This window comes from Kitasatospora sp. NPDC057015, assembly GCF_042673745.1.
GTDB lineage: Bacteria > Actinomycetota > Actinomycetes > Streptomycetales > Streptomycetaceae > Kitasatospora.
In genome coordinates, this window is sequence record NZ_JBHUSG010000020.1 from 93,850 (window position 1) to 111,524 (window position 17,675).

General features: G+C 74.6%; 16 protein-coding genes. 9 read left to right on the top strand and 7 right to left on the bottom strand.

What is annotated here, in order from left to right; genetic code table 11:
- Positions 1-9: 9 nt before the first annotated feature.
- Positions 10-1,122 carry a TetR/AcrR family transcriptional regulator C-terminal domain-containing protein gene (locus ACFTWP_RS20420; protein ID WP_380266006.1) on the top strand — a complete coding sequence of 371 codons (1,113 nt, stop codon included), beginning with the start codon at positions 10-12 and terminating at the stop codon, positions 1,120-1,122.
- Between the two features lie 148 nt (positions 1,123-1,270).
- Here ACFTWP_RS20420 and ACFTWP_RS20425 read toward each other — a convergent pair whose 3' ends face one another.
- Together ACFTWP_RS20425 and ACFTWP_RS20430 are read right to left on the bottom strand one after the other, a co-directional pair.
- A complete protein-coding gene (locus ACFTWP_RS20425) occupies positions 1,271-3,103 on the bottom strand; it encodes a hypothetical protein (RefSeq protein WP_380266007.1) in 1,833 nt (610 codons plus the stop codon).
- Positions 3,104-3,220: 117 nt separating this feature from the next.
- Entirely contained in the window at positions 3,221-4,042 is an 822-nt protein-coding gene (locus tag ACFTWP_RS20430; protein ID WP_380266008.1) for a TetR/AcrR family transcriptional regulator, read from the bottom strand.
- A gap of 191 nt (positions 4,043-4,233) precedes the next feature.
- Here ACFTWP_RS20430 and ACFTWP_RS20435 point away from each other — a divergent pair, with 191 nt between their 5' ends.
- The gene (locus ACFTWP_RS20435; protein ID WP_380266009.1) at positions 4,234-5,025 is read left to right on the top strand and encodes a molybdopterin-dependent oxidoreductase; all 792 of its coding nucleotides are present in this window, start codon (positions 4,234-4,236) and stop codon (positions 5,023-5,025) included.
- The gene (locus ACFTWP_RS20440) at positions 4,967-5,650 is read left to right on the top strand and encodes a cytochrome b/b6 domain-containing protein (RefSeq protein WP_380266010.1); all 684 of its coding nucleotides are present in this window, start codon (positions 4,967-4,969) and stop codon (positions 5,648-5,650) included. The genes ACFTWP_RS20435 and ACFTWP_RS20440 overlap by 59 nt, the downstream gene beginning before the upstream one ends.
- A gap of 31 nt (positions 5,651-5,681) precedes the next feature.
- On the opposite strand, the gene ACFTWP_RS20445 is transcribed toward ACFTWP_RS20440, so the two are convergent.
- Positions 5,682-6,260, bottom strand: a complete 579-nt coding sequence (locus ACFTWP_RS20445) for an NUDIX hydrolase (protein WP_380266012.1) — start codon at positions 6,258-6,260, stop codon at positions 5,682-5,684.
- Positions 6,261-6,370: 110 nt separating this feature from the next.
- On the opposite strand from ACFTWP_RS20445, the gene ACFTWP_RS20450 reads away from it, so the two are divergent.
- Entirely contained in the window at positions 6,371-7,729 is a 1,359-nt protein-coding gene (locus tag ACFTWP_RS20450; RefSeq protein WP_380266013.1) for a serine hydrolase domain-containing protein, read from the top strand.
- Between the two features lie 85 nt (positions 7,730-7,814).
- Here the strand turns inward: ACFTWP_RS20450 and ACFTWP_RS20455 are convergent, their stop codons facing one another.
- Positions 7,815-8,138 (bottom strand): nuclear transport factor 2 family protein, encoded by a 324-nt coding sequence (locus ACFTWP_RS20455; protein ID WP_380266014.1) that lies wholly within the window; start codon positions 8,136-8,138, stop codon positions 7,815-7,817.
- 215 nt (positions 8,139-8,353) lie between these two features.
- Between ACFTWP_RS20455 and ACFTWP_RS20460 the strand changes: the two genes are divergently transcribed.
- The 4 genes from ACFTWP_RS20460 to ACFTWP_RS20475 all read left to right on the top strand — a co-directional run bounded on the left by ACFTWP_RS20460 (position 8,354) and on the right by ACFTWP_RS20475 (position 11,090).
- On the top strand, positions 8,354-8,782 hold the full coding sequence (locus tag ACFTWP_RS20460) for a DUF6325 family protein (RefSeq protein ID WP_380266015.1): 429 nt from the start codon (positions 8,354-8,356) through the stop codon (positions 8,780-8,782).
- A 7-nt stretch (positions 8,783-8,789) separates the two neighbouring features.
- Positions 8,790-9,242, top strand: a complete 453-nt coding sequence (locus ACFTWP_RS20465; RefSeq protein ID WP_380266016.1) for an SHOCT domain-containing protein — start codon at positions 8,790-8,792, stop codon at positions 9,240-9,242.
- A gap of 133 nt (positions 9,243-9,375) precedes the next feature.
- Positions 9,376-9,762 carry a hypothetical protein gene (locus tag ACFTWP_RS20470; RefSeq protein ID WP_380266017.1) on the top strand — a complete coding sequence of 129 codons (387 nt, stop codon included), beginning with the start codon at positions 9,376-9,378 and terminating at the stop codon, positions 9,760-9,762.
- Positions 9,763-9,920: 158 nt separating this feature from the next.
- Positions 9,921-11,090, top strand: coding sequence for a polymorphic toxin type 44 domain-containing protein (locus tag ACFTWP_RS20475; protein ID WP_380266018.1), 1,170 nt, complete (start codon positions 9,921-9,923; stop codon positions 11,088-11,090).
- Positions 11,091-11,139: 49 nt separating this feature from the next.
- Here ACFTWP_RS20475 and ACFTWP_RS20480 read toward each other — a convergent pair whose 3' ends face one another.
- The 3 genes from ACFTWP_RS20480 to ACFTWP_RS20490 all read right to left on the bottom strand — a co-directional run bounded on the left by ACFTWP_RS20480 (position 11,140) and on the right by ACFTWP_RS20490 (position 14,205).
- Positions 11,140-11,475 (bottom strand): DUF779 domain-containing protein, encoded by a 336-nt coding sequence (locus tag ACFTWP_RS20480; protein WP_373311283.1) that lies wholly within the window; start codon positions 11,473-11,475, stop codon positions 11,140-11,142.
- Positions 11,476-11,491: 16 nt separating this feature from the next.
- A complete protein-coding gene (locus ACFTWP_RS20485; protein WP_380266019.1) occupies positions 11,492-13,015 on the bottom strand; it encodes an aldehyde dehydrogenase family protein in 1,524 nt (507 codons plus the stop codon).
- A 233-nt stretch (positions 13,016-13,248) separates the two neighbouring features.
- A complete protein-coding gene (locus ACFTWP_RS20490; RefSeq protein WP_380266020.1) occupies positions 13,249-14,205 on the bottom strand; it encodes a terpene cyclase in 957 nt (318 codons plus the stop codon).
- Positions 14,206-14,523: 318 nt separating this feature from the next.
- On the opposite strand from ACFTWP_RS20490, the gene ACFTWP_RS20495 reads away from it, so the two are divergent.
- Positions 14,524-17,520, top strand: coding sequence for an ATP-binding protein (locus tag ACFTWP_RS20495; protein ID WP_380266021.1), 2,997 nt, complete (start codon positions 14,524-14,526; stop codon positions 17,518-17,520).
- Positions 17,521-17,675 lie beyond the last annotated feature (155 nt).

The following is a 17,675-nucleotide window of genomic DNA, read 5'->3' on the forward strand; positions in this document are numbered from 1 at the left end:
GGAGAACCGGTGACCACAGGAGAGGGCCCCGGCCCCGGACAGCCGGCGGCCTCCGCCCGGATCGTGGCCGAGCTGCGCCGCCGGATCGAGGCGGGCGAACTCGCCGCAGGCGACCGGGTGCCCTCCACCCGGCAGATCACCCAGGAGTGGGGCGTGGCGATGGCCACCGCCACCAAGGCGCTGACGGCGCTGCGCCAGGAGGGGCTGGTACGAGCGGTGCCCGGGGTCGGAACGGTGGTGCGGGAGGGCCCGCCCGGTGTGCTCGTACCCCCTGCCGCGGTTGCCCCGCCCGCCGCGCTCGCGCCCCCCGCGCCGGTGTCGGCGCCGGTGCGCGGACCTGTCCCCGATCCGGCGGCCGTGCCCCCGCACCCGTCCGCCCCGGCGCCCGCTCCGGCGCGCTCCCTCGGGTACGCGCCCGACACGCGCCCGGCGCGCGGAGCCGACCGCGAGCTGACCCAGGAGCGGATCGTGCGCACGGCCGTCGCCATCGCCGACGCGGAGGGACTGTCGGCGCTCGCGATGCGCCGGATCGCGGCCGAGCTCGGCGCCGCCACCATGTCGCTCTACCGCCACGTGGCGGACAAGGGCCAGCTGATCCGGCTGATGATGGACCGGGTGCTCACCGAGAACCCGCTGCCCGAGGACTTCCCGTCGCACTGGCGGGCCGGGCTGGAGACCGTGGCCCGGACCCAGTGGCGGGTCTACGGGCGGCACCCGTGGCTGGCGCCGGCGACCTCCTTCACCCGGCCGGTGCCCTCCCCGCACGCGGCGATCCACACCGAGCGCTCGATCGCCGTGCTGGTGGGAGGCGGCCTCGCGCTGGGGGAGGCCGCCCAGGCCGCCGTCACGCTGGCGGCCTTCGTCTGCGGACTCGCCGTCAACTTCGAGACCGAGGCGGCAGCCGTGCGGGACAGCGGGATCTCCGCCGAGGAGTGGATGGACTCACAGGAGGAGTACGAGGACGAGGACGTCTTCGCCGACCCCGCACGGTTCCCGATGTTCCACGCGCTGCAGGGAGGCCCCGAGGTCGGCCTCGACCTGGAGAGCCTGTTCGAGTTCGGTCTGGCCCGGATGCTGGACGGCTTCGGCACGCTGATCGCCCTGCGGACCGGCCGGGCCTGAACCCGCCCCGCGCTCGACGGCGGCCGGCCCCTCGGGAGGGACCGGCCGCCGCGGTGCGGTCAGGTCGGGGCGTGCGGGGCGTGCGGGCTTCGCGGCGTACGGATGCCGCGGGGCGTCCGCCCGGACCGGCCCGCCACCGGCCGGTGGATCAGCCGAACGGGCTGGTCTGCGGCGCGGGCGGCTCCGTCTGCTCGGGCTCGGCGGCCGGGACGTCGGCCATCGGGGCGAAGGGGTTGAAGTCCGGCGGCGGGATCCGCACCGGAGTCCCCTTCGGGGCGGCCCCGTCGGCCGCCGGCGCGACGGCCGGCGGGCTGCTCGGCATCGGCGGGGCGGCCACCGGCGCCGGGGCCGCCGACGGCAGCTTGGTGCCGAACGGGTCGCTCGGCTGATCGGCCGTCACGGTGCCGAACGGATCGGTGGCCCGGGTGGCCGCCGGCGCCGCCTGGGCGGCCGGCGCGGGCTCGGCCGGGAGCGGCGCGAAGGGGTTGAAGTCCGGCGGCGGGATCCGCACGGGCGTGCCCTTCAGCACCGGCTCCGTCTGCTCGGGCTCGGCGGCCGGGGCGTCGGCCACCGGGGCGAAGGGGTTGAAGTCCGGCGGCGGGATCCGCACCGGAGTCCCCTTGAGCGGGGGTTCGGCGGACGCGGGCCGAGTGGCGGCGGGCTCCGCGGCCGCCTGCGCGGGAATCTCCGCCTGCGGTGCGAAGGGGTTGAAGTCGGCGGGCGGGATCCGCACCGGCGTACCCCGCAGGGCGGGGTCGGCGGGCGGCTCCACCGCGACGGCCGCGGCCTCGACCGCCGCGCCGGCGGCCTGCACCACGGGCGGGGCCGCCACGGCGGGTGCGGCCGCGGCGGGTGCTGCCTGCACCGGGACCTGAGCCTGGACCGGGGCCTGCGCCGGGCTGCCGACCACCCCGTCCCAGGCGAACTGGATGCTCTTCAGGAGCTCCGCGAAGACACCGGTGTACAGCTCCCAGTCCCGGGTGTGGGCCGTGGCGAGCTGCACGCACAGCACCGACACGCCGTCCGGCAGCGGCACGAAGGCCTCGACGACGGAGGTCACCACCCAGCGCCGCCGGCCGTCCTCGGCGAGCCGACCGGGGACGGGGACGCTGCGGCCCTCGACCAGCACCGCGGCCGGACCGGCCGGCAGCAGCACCGTCCACACCTCGGCGTCCGGCCTGGCGGTGGCCAGCTCGGTGGCCAGCACCTGGATCGGGCTCGGGTGGCGGGTGAGGGAGACGACCAGTGAGGCGTCGGAGGGACGGCCGTCCACGGTCAGCGCGGACAGGCCCGCGAAGCGCACGCCGGCGGCGGCGGCCAGGTCCGCCAGGGTGGCGCCGAGCACGGCGAAGTCCCGGCGCTGCGCCGGGCCGGTGCCGGAGAACACCTCCTCGGTGACCTCCGCCAGGTGCACGGCCAGGTCGCCGCCGGCGTCCGGCGCCGTCAGCGGGTGGAACACCGACGGGACCACCAGGCGCACCTCGGCGCCCTCGCCGGCCGCCAGGTCGGTGGTCTGCCGGGTCTGCTGCCCGCCCGCGAGCTCGGCCAGTGCCGCGGTGAACACCGGGCGCAGGGCCGGGTCCGCGGCCTCACCGGTCACCGGGAGCTCGAACCGGGCCGCCGTCGGGCCGCTCGGACCCGGGCTCGCACCGCGGACCTCGCCGCCGCCGAAGCGGGCCAGCAGGGTGGCCGCGGCGCGCTCGGACCGGGGAGCGGGGGACGGCCCGGCCGTGCCGGCCGAGACCACCGTGCCGAGGTGGTGGACCGACTGGTGGGCGGTGCCGGTACCGCCCGGGCGGAGGGTGAACAGGGCCTCGGCGGCGGCGTGCGCCCGGCCGCGCAGGGCGGTGAGCGAGGCCAGCGGATAGCGCGTGGCCCGGCCGTCGAGCAGCGCCGCCGCAAGACTGCCGAGGGTCGCGGAGACCTGCTCGGCCGCCGCGAACGGGGCCACCTCCACGCCGGTGTAGCCGTGCTGGGTCATGGTGGCGAGCCCCCCGCTCTACTGCGTTGCCGATCGTCTGAGATGCGCTCAATTTCTATCAGACGCCGCCCGCCCGGCTGAACCCGAAGCAGCCCGGGGCGGCCGGGCCCCGCGGGTTCAGTCCGGCGGCGAAGCAGCCAGGCCGGCGACCGCCTCGGCCAGGCCCGGCACGCTGAACAGGCCAGCCAGTTGGCGCACCAGCCGTCCGGTCGGGCCGTCCGGGTGCTCGGCCGCGAAGTAGCCGGTCAGTTCGGCGGCCAGCTCGGGCTCCCGGGCGGCGGTCAGGGTCAGCGAGGCGATGAACTCCTGGACCAGGCGCAGCTGCAGCTCCTCGCGCGGCACCGCGCGGTCGGCCAGCCACTCCAGTGAGGTGATCTCGGCGTTGGCGATCCACGCCCGGACGGTCAGCCGCAGGCCGGCACTCGGCGCGGGGACGGCCAGGTGCAGCAGGATCTGGTCGTGCGCCGCCCGCCGGACCTGGTCGATCACGGCGTTCGTCCCCGGGCTGGCCGCCACCGAACCACCGCGCAGCAGCGCGGAGAAGCCCGGACCGTGGCTGTCCACGTAGTCCAGGTAACGCCCCATCACCCGGAACAGCCGCTCCGACAGCGGGCCGCTGGCCGGCTCCTCGAACCGCCCCGCCAGATCCTTCCCGGCCCGGCGCAGCGACTCCTCGTACAGGGCCTGCTTGCCGGGGAAGTAGTGGTACACCAGCGGGCGGGAGGCGCCGGCCGCCGCCGCGATGTCGTCGATCGACACCTCCTCCGGCGGACGGAGGCTGAACAGTTCCAGGGCGACGGCGATCAGCTGCTCGCGCCGCTCGTCCACACTGAGCCGCCGCCTCGGTCGCTCGGCAGGGTTCCGCGCGGTGCCGGCCGGGGTGCCGTCGGCCGGTGCGCCCGTGGAGCTGGGCGCCGCCGGCGGAGTACGGGAAGCCATGGCGCCACCCTATCCGGCCGGTCCGCCGAGTCGTGATCCACTACGGCCCGCCGGTCCGCGGACCGGCGGCGCGGACCCCCGCCGGCTCCCTCCGACCCCCGCGGCCTCCCGCGGGTCGGAGGAAGTGACGAAACCCTGACGTCCGGCCGTCGGCTCTGGCCCTGCCCGCCCCGAGCTGTTCGAATGGAGGGGTGAACGACAGCCCCGCCGGTGACGGCACCCCTGCCGGCGACGGCCGCCCCGCCGAGCGCGAGCGGCCCGCCGGGTCCGGCCCGCCCGCGGGCCGTGGCACGCCGATCGGCCGCCGCGTCGTCCTCGGCATGCTGGGTCTCGGGGCGGCCGGTGTCGCGGCGGGCCCCTACCTCCAGCGCGCGGCCGACACCGTGGTGTCCAAGGTCAGCGAGAAGGACCCGACCGGCCTCACCGGACTGCTGCCCGGCGGCGGCTTCCGCTACTACTCGGTGGTCGCCTCCGTGCCGACCCGCACGGCCGAGGACTACACCCTCACCGTGGACGGCCTGGTCGACCGGCCGGGCTCGCTGCGGCTCGCCGACCTGCAGGCGATGCCGCAGACCCGGATCGTGCACGACGTCCAGTGCGTCACCGGCTGGCGGGTGCCCGGCACCCCGTTCGAGGGGGTGCGCCTGTCGCACCTGCTGGACGCCGCGGGCGTACGGGCCGGGGCCACCGCCGTCCGCTTCACCTGCTTCGACGGCAGCTACAGCGAGAGCCTCACCCTGGACCAGGCCCGCCGCGAGGACGTGCTGGTCGCGCTGCGGATGCAGGACCGGCCGGTGACGCACGAGCACGGCGGGCCGGTCCGGCTCTACGTGGCGCCGATGTACTTCTACAAGTCCGCGAAGTGGCTCTCGGGGATCACCCTCACCTCCACCGTCCAACCCGGCTACTGGGAGCACTACGGCTATGACGTCGACGCCTGGGTCGGACGCTCCAACGGACGCGACGACGCCCCCACCGGGTGAGCGGCTGGCCCGCTTCGCCCGCGCCGAGCGCTGGGTGCACCGGTCGACCTCCGCGCTGATGCTCACCTGCCTGCTGACGGCGGCCTTCCTGTACGTGCCCGACCTGGCCCAACTCGTGGGCCGCCGGCGCCTGGTGGTGGTCGTGCACGAGTGGGCCGGACTGCTGCTCCCGCTCCCGCTGCTGCTCGGGCTCGGCTCGCGCGCGCTGCGGGCCGACCTCTCCCGGCTGGGCCGCTTCCTGCCGCAGGACCGGATGTGGCTGCGGGCGGTGCGCCGCCGTCTGCCGCGGCGCCCGGCCGGCAAGTTCAACGCGGGCCAGAAGCTGTACGCGTCCTGGATCGCGGGGGCGGCCCTGGTCATGCTCGGCACCGGCCTGTTGATGTGGTTCACCCACCTGGCTCCGCTGGTCTGGCGCACCGGCGCGACCTTCGTCCACGACTGGCTGGCCCTGGCGGTCGGTGTGGTGGTGCTCGGGCACGTCTGGATGGCCGTCCGCGACCCGGAGGCCCGGCTCGGGATGCGCACCGGCACCGTGGACCGGCTCTGGGCGGTGCGCGAGCATCCGGACTGGGACGGCGACCCGCCGCAGGACCGGCGCGACCGACCGCCGGGCGCCGACCGGTGACGGCGCGGCGGCGGCCCCCGCGGGTCGGCCGTCAGCGCGCGGAGAACTCCAGGTAGCGCCGGTAGGCCTCGCGCCCGTCCGGGACGACGTCCCAGTCGGTGAGGCGGGCGTGGAGTTCGGCCTCCGTCAGCCAGCCGTGCCAGGCGACCTCCTCGACCTGGGGGGCGACCGGCCCGTCCCAGGTGGCCTCGGACACGTCGCACCACCAGGAGAGACCCTCCTGTTCGAAGAGGAACCTGAACAGCGGCCGGGGCCGGATGCCGCTCACGCCGAGCTCCTCCTCGGCCTCGCGGACGGCCGCGTCCGGGTAGGACTCCCCGGCGCCGACCACGCCGCCGACGAACATGTCGTACGCCCCGGGCGCGAACATCTTGGTGTCCGTCCGCCGGTGCACGAAGATCCGCCCCCGGGGGTCGCGGACCAGGACGAAGACGCAGCGGTGGGTCAGTCCCAGCCGGTACACCTCGCCGCGCGTCGCCGTTCCGGTCACCCGGTCCTGCGCGTCGACGACGTCCAGCACCTCGCGGGCGGGATCGGCGGCATCGGCGGGTTCGGCGGGCGCACCGAGGTGGTCGGCGGGGGCGGGGGACGGCGTGCCGGGTTCGGTCATGACCGTCACCGTACCGAGGGCCGGCCGCCGTGCGCAGGCCGCCGCGGCGGTGCCCCGGGCAGGGTCCGGATAGGGTTCCGATATCGATGGACAGTCGGATCATCGGATCGATGTTCGAGTCGGACCGCGGGTCGGCCGAAGCCGCCGCGGGCGGGGCCGGCCGAGCGCCGGTGGCCGTGCTCGGACGCAGCGGGAGAGGGTGGCGCACGGTGGAGATCTGGGGCGAGACGGCCGAGGGCTTCGAGCCCGTGCGCGAGGCGTTCACCCGGAACTTCCGCGAGTACGGCGAGCTCGGCGCCGCCTTCGCGCTGTACGTGCACGGCCGCAAGGTGGTCGACCTCTGGGGCGGCGACGCCCGGCCGGAGGTCGGCGGACGCCCCGCGCCGGCGGTGCCCTGGACGGCGGACACCGCCCAGGTGCTGCGCTCGGTCACCAAGGGCCTGACCGCCACCGCCGCCCTGCACCTGGCCGAACGCGGCCTGCTGGACCTGGACGCACCGGTGGCCTCCTACTGGCCGGAGTTCGCCGCCGCCGGCAAGGGCCGGCTGCCGGTGCACTGGCTGCTGTCCCACCAGGCCGGACTGCCCGCGCTGGACGTGCCGCTGCGCCTGGAGGACGTCCTCACCTGGGAGCCCGCCGCCGCGGCCGTCGCCGCCCAGGCCCCCGCCTGGGAGCCGGGCACCGCGCACGGCTACCACCCGTACACCTTCGGCTGGCTGGTCGGCGAGGTGATCCGGCGGGTCAGCGGACGCACGGTGGGCCAGTACTTCGCGGAGGAGATCGCCCGCCCGGCGGGACTGGACCTGTGGATCGGCCTGCCGTCCGGCGCCGCCCCGCGGGTCGGCCGGCTGGTCGACCTGCCCGCCCCCGAGGCGGCCCAGTCCGGACCGGGCGGACTGCGGGTGCGGCCCAAGCAGGCCGTGGTGGACGCCTACCGCGACCCGTCCTCGCTGACCGCCCGGGCCTTCGCCTCGGTCCGCTCGATGGTCGACCTCAACGACCCGGCGGTGCAGGCGGCCGAGATCCCCGGCGCCGGCGGCATCGGCACGGCCCGCTCGCTGGCGCGCTTCTACGCCGCGCTGATCGGCGCGGCCGACCGGCACGGCTGGGCGGCCGGCGAGCCCTCCGCGGCCTCCGGCTGGGAGCTGCCCCCGGCGCCGCTGCTCGGCCCTGAGCTGCTGGCCAGGGCGATGGGGCCGGCCGTCAGCGGGCCGGACAAGGTCCTGATCGTGAAGTCGACCTTCGGTCTGGGCTTCTTCCGGCACGGCCCGACCTCGCTGATGGGCTCGCCCGCGAGCTTCGGTCACCCGGGCCGCGGCGGTTCGCTCGGCTTCGCCGATCCGGAGCTGGGGATCGGCTTCGGCTACGTGACCAACGGGATGCAGCCCGGTGTCACCGGCGACATCCGCTCCCGCACGCTGATCAAGGCCGTCCTGGCCTGCCTGCCGGAGAAGGCCGCCCGGCCCTGACCGTCGCTCGCGTACCCGCGGGGCCACCGTGCGGCGCAGGCGCCGCCCGCCCGGCGCGGGGCCGGGCCGGCGGCCCCGCGACCGGTCAGGCCTGGCCGGTCTCGAAGTGGGTGATCTTCCCGCCGTCGACCGTGAACCGCCAGGCGGTCCGCATCTCGCCCCAGGTGTCGTTGCGGTAGTCGGCGATCAGGGCCCGACCCGCGGCCGACTCGGAGCGGACGTCCATGTGACCGCGCGAGGAGAAGATCTCCCGCTCCGTCCAGTCGTCGAGGTCGCGGTCGCTCCCGTCGTCGGACATGGTCGCGTCCGGCGCGAGCACCTCCCGGAACGCCTCCCGGTCGCCCGCGTTGATCGCGGCTACCAGGGCGCGGACCGCCGGGTCCGACAGTTTGTCAACGGCGATGGCCATCGGTTCACTCCTTGGGTTCGGTGGCGCGCGCAGGTCCGGCGTCGCGCCGTGCGGGGGCGGGTGCGCCCGGATGGCGCCGGGTGCGGCCCGCCGCCTCCCACGGTGAGGGGCAACCGGGTCGGCGGCCTCGATCCGCGCGCGGCGCGTCGGTGAATCGGTCCATTCGTGTGTTTGTATCCGCCTATGGGTGAATCCTGTACGGAAGGAGGTCCGGAATGGGGCCGGCCGAACTGCTCGTCCTGACGTTCCCGCTGGAGACCATCACGGTCGAGGCCGCGGCGGCCCTGGCCAAGCTGAGCACCGGCGGCGACATCAGGGTGATCGACTCGCTCGTCGTCACCCGCCGCCCCGACGGTGAGACGACGTACGGCGAGCTGGCGGACTTCGAGCACCTCGACGGCGTGGTCCCGGGCGGCAACGCCGAACTGCCGCTGATCGGACCGGAGGACGCCCAGGAGGCCGCCGAACTGCTGGAGCCCGGCTCGGTGGCGCTGATCGTCCTGATCGAGCACGTCTGGGCCCAGGCCGCCGCCGACGCGCTGCGGGCGGTCGGCGGGCGGATCGCCTCCGGCGTGCGGATCCCGCCGGAGAACATCGAAGAGGCCGTCCGCGCCGCCGAGGCGCGGCGTACGGCAGGGAAGTGAGGACGCCGTGTTCAGACCCATGCGCCCGATCCGTCCGCTGAGGGTCAGGCGGCCGGTGGGGGCCCCGCTGGTCCGCGGTCTGGTGGTGGGCGGCGCCGCCTACGCCGCCGGCCGCAGCGCCGCCCGCTCGCAGCGCGCCGAGCAGGACCAGGACGAGGCCATCGCCGACCTCCAGGCCCAGCAGTTCCAGGCCCAGCAGCAACCGGCCCAGCAGCAACCGGCCTCCGGTCCGGCGCAGCAGGCCCACCCCGCGCCGCCCGGATATCCGACGGCGCCCGGATACCCCACCGCGCCCCCCTACGGCGGACCGCCCCCGTACCCGCCGCCGGTGCAGACCGCCGCCGCGGCCCCGGTGCCCGACCTCGCCGACAAGCTGACCGAGCTCGGCCGGATGGTCCAGCAGGGCCTGCTCACCCCCGAGGAGTTCAGTACCGCCAAGACCCGCCTGCTCGGCACCTGACGCCGTGTCGCCCGGGTCGGGGCGGGCCGGTCGCGGTCCGCCCCGACCGGGGGAGGTCGGACATGTCCGATAAGATCATCTGCACGGCTCCGGGGGGAGACTCTCCCGGACGACCAGCAGCACGGGGGAGAACATGGCAGTCAGCGGTACCGAGTCGGGCCTGCCCGGAACACGGCTGAACAGCACGCAGCCGGCCGACGGCGCGAGCGGCGGCATCAAGGTGAACCCGACGGCGCTCCGGCTGGCGGCCGGCGCCGCCCACGACATCGCGGTCGCGCTGGACGCCGCCCGCGCTCCCGAGGAGCCCAGCTACCACGCGGCCGACAAGCTGCGGGCCCAGCAGTTCGAACTCGGCGCGGCCCTGGGCGACGCGGCCGCGCGCTGGCGCAAGCAACTGGCCTCGGTGACCGAGGCCGTCGACCTCACCAGCCGCAACCTCACCGTCAACGCCGACGGGCACAGCGCCACCGAGAGCGCCATCGCGAGCCGGATGACCGAGATCGGCGCGCACTACCACTGAGCCGTCGCCGACCGGCACCGGCAGCACGTCCGCCCGCCGTCCGCGGGCCGACGACTCCGCCCGCCGTCCGCGGGCCGACGACTCCGCCCGCCGTCCGCGGGCCGACGACTCCGCCCGCCGTCCGCGGGCCGACGACACACGACAGCTTCGGGGGAGACATGCTGAGCTACGAACAGGTGCTGGCCGCACCGCTGGAAGAACTGGCCGAGGCCGCCGCCACGTGGCAGGCGGCGATCAAGCCGCTCGGGGAGCAGCAGGACGCCTACCGGGACCGGGTGATCGTCCCGGTCCGCGACTCCGACTGGCAGGGCGCGGACGCCGACGCGGCCAAGCCCTTCATGGACAAGGTGTCCAAGGAGCTCCGGGACGCCACCAAGGAGGCCGAGGCGATCCACGGCGTCCTGGTGGACGCCCACCGCGAGATCGAGATCGCCCGCCTGGAGCTCCGCCGGCTCACCGACGCGCAGGCCCCGAAGCTGGGCCGGACCATCGGGCCGGGCGGTGAGGTGAAGCCGCTGCGCCCGGTGACCACCGACTCGGAGACCTGGGGCATCCATGTGGACTACTGGCACGCCGTGGCAGCGGAGAAGGAGGTCAACGACCAACTCTCCAAGGAGATCATCAACGCCCGGGCCCGGGCCCACGAGGCGGACCGGGCCGCGGCCTGGGCGCTGGGGCAGGACACCGGCGCCGACGACATGGAGTTCAACCCCGGCGGGTACGCCGACGTGACCGCCGCCAAGGGCGGGCTGGGGGAGTACAAGTACCGGGAGTCGTCCGAGTTCATCTTCGGGGAGATGAGGACCAACAGCGCCTCCCCCGAGGTGGCGAAGATCCGGACCCTGATGAGGGCCAGCGAAGGGCCCCTGGGCCTGATCTCACCGGGGGCCGGGCTGGGCTCCCGCGGCACCGGCCTGGCGCTCTGGTACCAGCTGGTGAAGACCGGCGGCCCGTGGGACCACAAGCCGCAGCTGGAGAAGAAGTTCGACCTCCAGTCGAAGAACGACTTCTACTTCAAGGTGCCCGGCCGCGACCTCTCGGTGTCGGACGACATCTACTCCAACATCCACTACGGCTACGTCGGCCGGGCCGCCGGCATCAGCCGCCCGGAGCTGATGGAGGGCGCCAACGGCGGCATCGCCAGCACCGGCACCAACGACCCCGGTGACGACATGTCGATGAAGGTCGGGATGGACCTGTACGAGAAGTACGGCGACGGCATGACCAAGGAGCAGATGGACGCGGCGATCCTGAAGCTGGTCGACGACATGGACGCCAGGCGCCGGGCCGGGGACACCACCGTGACCCAGGTGCGCCCCTTCCCGTAGCCGACCGGCCCGCCGCCCGTGGCGACCGCGCGGGCCGGCCGGTCCCGGGTCAGGCCTCCAGCAGCCGGGAGCGGGTCAGGAAGCGCAGCCCGGTGGGCGTTTCGAGGGAGAACCCGCTGCCGCGGCCGGGCACCACGTCGATGGTCAGGTGGGTGTGCGACCAGTAGGCGTACTGGTCGCGGCCGATCCAGACCGGGATCGGGTCCAGCCCGTCCACCAGCAGCTCGCCGAGCAGGTGGTCGGCCTCCGAGGTGAGGAACTCCCCGGCGGGGTAGCACATCGGCGCCGAGCCGTCGCAGCAGCCGCCGGACTGGTGGAACATCAGTGGGCCGTGCTCGGCCGCCAGCCGTTTCAGCAGGTCGGCGGCCGCGCTGCTGACGGCCACCCGGGAGGCGGCCACCCTAGAAGAACCCGAGGGCCTGCGGCGAGTAGCTCACCAGCAGGTTCTTGGTCTGCTGGTAGTGCTCCAGCGCCACCCGGTGGGTCTCCCGGCCGATGCCCGAGTTCTTGTAGCCGCCGAAGGCCGCGTGCGCGGGGTAGGCGTGGTAGCAGTTGGTCCACACCCGGCCCGCCTGGATCGCCCGACCGGCCCGGTAGGCGACGCCGCCGTCGCGGCTCCAGACGCCCGCGCCCAGCCCGTACAGGGTGTCGTTGGCGATCTCGATGCCGTCGGCGAAGTCGTCGAAGCGGGTGACCGCGACCACCGGGCCGAAGATCTCCTCCTGGAAGATCCGCATGCCGTTGTCGCCCTCGAAGACCGTCGGCGCCACGTAGTACCCGCCGGACAGCGCCCCGCCGAGGTCCACGCGCTCGCCGCCGGCCAGCAGCTTGGCGCCCTCGGCCTGGCCGATCTCGATGTACGCGAGGATCTTCTCCAACTGGTCGTTGCTGGCCTGCGCGCCGACCTGGGTCTCGGTGTCCAGCGGGTCGCCCTGGCGCATCGCGCGCACCCGCTCCAGGCCGTCGCCGAGGAAGCGGTCGTAGATCGAGGACTGGATCAGCGCCCGGCTCGGGCACGTGCAGACCTCGCCCTGGTTGAGGGCGAACATCGCGAAGCCCTCCAGTGCCTTGTCGTAGAAGGCGTCCTGCTCGGCCGCGACGTCGGCGAAGAACAGGTTGGGGCTCTTGCCGCCGAGCTCCAGGCTGACCGGGATCAGGTTGCCGCTCGCGTACTGCAGGATCAGCCGGCCGGTGGTGGTCTCACCGGTGAAGGCGATCTTGCGGACCCGGCTGCTGGAGGCCAGCGGCTTGCCGGCCTCCACGCCGAAGCCGCTGACCACGTTCAGCACGCCCGCCGGCAGCAGGTCGGCGATCAGGTCGATCAGCAGCAGGATGGAGGCCGGGGTCTGCTCGGCGGGCTTCAGCACCACCGCGTTGCCGGCCGCCAGCGCGGGGGCGAGCTTCCAGACCGCCATCAGCAGGGGGAAGTTCCACGGGATGATCTGGCCGACCACGCCGAGCGGTTCGTGGAAGTGGTAGGCCACCGTGTCGTCGTCGATCTGCGACAGCCCGCCCTCCTGGGCCCGCAGCGCGCCGGCGAAGTAGCGCAGGTGGTCGATGGCCAGCGGCAGGTCGGCGGCCAGCGTCTCGCGCACCGGCTTGCCGTTCTCCCAGCTCTCCGCGACGGCCAGTTCCTCCAGGTGCCCGGCCATCCGGTCGGCTATCCGCAGCAGCACCTGGGCGCGGTCGGCGGGCGAGGTGCGGCCCCAGGCCGGGGCGGCGGCGTGGGCCGCGTCCAGTGCGGCCTCGATGTCCTCGGCGGTGCCCCGGGCGACCTCGCAGAATATCTCGCCGGTCACCGGGGTCGGGTTCTGGAAGTACTGCCCGCGCACCGGCGGGCGCCACTCACCACCGATCCAGTGCTCGTACCGGGGGCGGTAGGTGACGATGCTCCCGGGCTGGCCGGGGGGCTGGTAGACCGTCATGCTCTGGTGTCTCCTCGCTGCGACGGGCGCCGCCCCGGCCCGCCCGGGGCGGCGTGTCGGGCCGCGGGGCGGCCCGGCGGAAGGACTGGCAGATGCTCGATCCGGGCGCCCGTCCACCTCCTGCCGGCGACGGGTGCCCGCCGCCGTGCACACTAGCCCGCCGCGCGGCCGATCGCCACGGTGCGTACAGGGGACATCCACGGATGGTGGCGGTCCGGCGCCCCCGCGCCGGTTCAGGCCACCCGGTACCGGCCGGTGCGGGCCTCCCAGTGCAGGTATCCGGCGAGCCAGTCGGTCAGGCCGGTGGCGTACCTCCGGGCCCGCTCCTGCTGGTCCTGGTCGAGACTCAGCATCCGGTAGGCTTCCGGGAGTTGGGTGACCAGGTCGGCACAGCGTGCGATCATCAACTGGGCTTCGGCCATGACCAGGGTGCAGGCCGCGTCCGCCGAGCAGCCCCGCTCGCGCTGCACGATCATCACCAGGTTGTTGACGTCCCCGGTGGGTGCCTCCTTCGGGTAGGACCGGACGTCGTTGCTGAGGGAGGGTATGTCGGCGGCGAGCTGGCGGAGCTGGCGGAGCAGCGGGTGGTGGTGGGCGGCCAGCGGCACCTCGAAGCGGCCGAGCCGCTCGATCATGTCGAAGATGGTCTCCATTGCGGCGGTGCCGCGGCGCAGGGCCAGGTAGCCGTCGCGATCCGGTGGTCTCTCGGAGATCCGGCCGGCCGCCTCGGCGGGATGGCTGGCGAAGTACCACTCCCAGTTGTAGGCGGCGCGCGCCCTCCAGCGGGCCGGCATGCCGAGCGTGCTGCGTCGCCAGAGGTCGTCGAAGGCGGTCTCGGCGGGGGAGTGCGGATCGGGCTTCGCGCCGTGGATTATCGCCGCGAGCCGGTCGCAGATGGCTGCCACCTCGGCGGGCCGCCGGCCGAGCGGGCCGTCGAACTGGTCGTCGAAGAGGAAGTAGAACCCCATCAGGTCGGCGGCGAGGGCGAGTTCTTCCGGTCCGGAGTCGGGGTAGCCGAGTGCGGCGAGGTCGACCACGTCCCAGTGCGCGTAGCCGGTGTGGCCGACGGAGCCGTCGGCGTGGAGCAGTGGGTGACGCTCCAGCCAGGCACGATGGAGTTCGGTGGCCTCGGCGTGGTAGGGGCTGCGCCGATGTGGGAATGGGTTGCGAAGTGAGTCGTCGTCAGACATCGGACTCCCAGTGTCGTGGGGGGTGTGGGTCACTTACCGGAAGATCAACTGCGCCCCGAGGGCCCGAGGGTATCTGATGGAATGATCGGACGTTAGGGATATCAGGGCAATTGCCCCGGGCACCCGCTCCGAACCCTCGATCTCCCCCTCCGCCTGCGCGAATGCCGCCCGCCGGGTTCGTCTCGGCGCTAGTGTCGGCGACAGGGCCGTGGATCGGCAGGACCACGGATCGGCGAGGCGGAGGGCGTAGCGGTGGCCGAGGAACGCGAACTGCGGGGCGGGGACGAGCGCGAGGACGGGCGGTCGGAGGGGCGCGGAATGACGGAGCGTCCGATCGGCTCCGGGCGCGAACCCGAGCCCGGGCGCGAACCCGACGGCCGGCCGGGCGCACCCGCCGCGGAGGGGCGCACCACGCTGCGCGACCGCGACTCCGAGGTGCGCTCCGCCGAGGCCGCCGTGGACAAGCTCTGCCGCGAGTTCGCGGCCGGCGGCACCGAGATCGGCGAACTGCTGGTCTTCTCCGGTCAGGCCGGGCTCGGCAAGACCAGCCTGCTGCACGAGGTCCGCCGGCGCGCCCACACCCGGGAGCGCTGCACCGTGCTGTTCGCCCGCGGCGGCGAGCAGCAGTACACCGAGCCGTACCACGTGCTGCGCCAACTGCTGCAGCCCGTGCTCGGCGGCCTCACCGAGCCCGAGCGCAACGAGGTCTTCGGCAACTGGTACGACACCGTCGGCCCCGCCATCGGGCTGTTCCGCCCGGGCAGCGAGGCGGTCGCCATCGACCCGCAGGGCATCCGCGACGGCCTCGACTACGTGCTCACCCAACTCGCCCCGCGCCGGGCCCCGTTGGTCATGATCGTGGACGACCTGCACTGGGCCGACCTGGAGTCGCTCAGCTGGCTCGCCGCCTTCGCCGTCCGCTCGCGCGAACTGCCGGTGCTGCTGGTGGCCGCCTACCGCGACGGCGAGGAGTTCACCCCGGAGGCGCTGCCGTTCCAGCAGGCCATCGCCGCCCAGGCCACCCGCCGGCACGAGCTGCGGCCGCTCACCCCCGACTCGATGTCCGAGATCGTCCGGGACGCGCTCGGCCCCGACGCCGACGAGCAGTTCTGCTACGAGGTCTGGTCGGTCACCCGGGGCAACCCCTACGACGCCACCGCCCTGATCGGCAAGGTCCTCGACCACGAGCTCGAACCGGTCGAGGAGAACACCGCGATGCTCGGCGAACTCGCCGCCGAGGCACGCGGAATGACCCTGAAGACCTGGCTGGAGAAGCTCGGCACCACCACCCTGCGCTTCGCCTGGGCCGCCGCCCTGCTCGGCACCGACATCAACCCCGAACTCGCCACCCGGATCTCCGCGTTGAGCAGGGACGCCGCGGGCGAGGCGGTCAAGCAGCTGCGCAAGCACCGGGTGCTCACCCAGGTGCCCGGCGGCAACCTGGAGTTCGTCCACCCGCTGATCGGCACCTCCATCTACAAGACCATGCCGGACGCCGCCCGCACCGGCATGCACGGAGTGGCGTTCACCGAGATCGAGAACGCCGGCCTCGGCCTGATCGCGGCCTCCCGGCACCTGATCGCCACCCACCCCGAGGGCGACGACCGGACGGTGCGCAAACTGCGCCGCGCCGCCGCCGAGCACCTCGCCATCGGCGCCCCGGAGGCGGCCCAGGCCTGTCTGAAGCGCGCCCTCAGCGAACCGCCGGACGAGGACTACCGCGCCGAGGTGCTGTACGAGCTCGGCTGCTCGGCCCTGCTCACCGACCCGGTCGCCACCGTCAACCAGCTGCGGCTGGCCCTCGACCCGGACGAGGGGCTCCGCTCCGAACTGCGGGTCGACGCCACCTTCCGCCTCTCCGAGGTGCTCGCCCGCAGCGGTCAGCTGATCGCCGCCGCCCAGGTCTGCAAGGACGAGATCGGCCTGACCAAGGACCCGGCGGGCCGGCTTCGACTGGAGGCCGCCTCGCTCATGTGGCAGGCCTGGCAGAAGGCCGAGGAGGACGGCCCGGCCCGCTCCCACCGGCTGGAGGAGCTCTGGCGCGGACTCCAGGGCCGGGGCACCGCCGAGCGGGCGATCCTCGCGATGCGCGCCTGGGACCTCACCCTGCGCGGCGAGCCCGCCACCATCGCGCTGTCACTGGTGGAGGAGGCGCTGGAGGACGGTCGGCTGCCCGACGGACTGCAGTGGACCGGCACCACCTGGGGCTTCGAACTGCCCGCGATCATCGGCCTCACCTTCACGTACACCGACCGGCTGGCCCTCGCCGAGCGGCTCTTCTCCGACGCCATCATGGAGTTCGAGCTGGCCGGCTGGAGCGGCGCGCACCGCGGCTTCGCCTACTTCCTGATGGGCCTGACCAGGTTCCGCCGCGGCCTGCTCGCCGAGGCCGAGGACTTCCTGCGCCGGGGCCTTCGGCTGTCCGAGCGGATCGGGCCCGGCCTCCCGCTGCAGTGGGACACCGTCGGCGTGCTGATCGACACCCTGATCGCCCGCGGGCGGGTGGACGAGGCCTGGGACCTCGCCCAGAAGTACAACTTCGGTCCGCCGTACCACCCGACCGCGATGGTACTGCCCGACGCGCCCTCGCTGTACGGCAAGCTGCTGCTGGCCAAGGGCAAGCACGTGGCGGCCGCGGCCACCCTCACCCGGGTCGGCGGGCAGCTCGCCGAACGCGGCTGGCACAACACGGTGTGGGCGCCCTGGGCCGGCCACCTCGCGGTCGCGCTGTCCCGCGAGGACCCGGAGCACGCCTGGGAGTTGGCTGAGGAGTCGGTCGCCCGGGCGAAGACCTTCGGGGCGGCCTCGGCGATCGGCACGGCACTGCGGCTGCAGGCCGAGATCGCGGACGGCCCGAAGGCGGTCGAGCTGCTGGAGGCCGCGGTCGGCCACCTCGGACAGTCGCCGGCCGGGTACGAGCACGCCGTCGCGCTGGTCGACCTGGGGTGCGCGCTGCGCCGGGTCGGCCGGCTGGACGACGCCGCCGAGTACCTCTACCAGGGCATCGAACTGGCCCAGCACTGTGCCGCCGACGGTCTGGTGAACCGGGCCCGCCGGGAGCTCGCCAAGTCCGGCCTGCGGCCCAACCGGCTGCGGACGGTCAGCAGGGACGCGCTCAGCCAGCGTGAGTGGGAGGTCGCCGCACTGGCCGTCAAGGGTGTTCCGGCGCCGCGGATCGCGCTCGAACTGGGCGTGCCGCTGAGCCTGGTGCACCGCCGGCTGGCCGCCGTCCACCGTAAGGCCGGCACCGACGCCGAGGGCCTCGCGGCGGCGCTCGGGCTGACGGGCGAGGAGCCCGGGCCGGACGAGGAGTGAGGCCGGCGGCGCCGGGAGCCCCCGGCGCCGTTAGGTCGGGGCGCGCGGGGGCCCGCTGTGGCGCCCCGGGCCCCGGCCCCGGCTAGGCTTTGGGTGGCGGGCGACACGATCGCCCACTCTCGAACACGTACCGACGCGGGGTGGCCGTCCGGCGG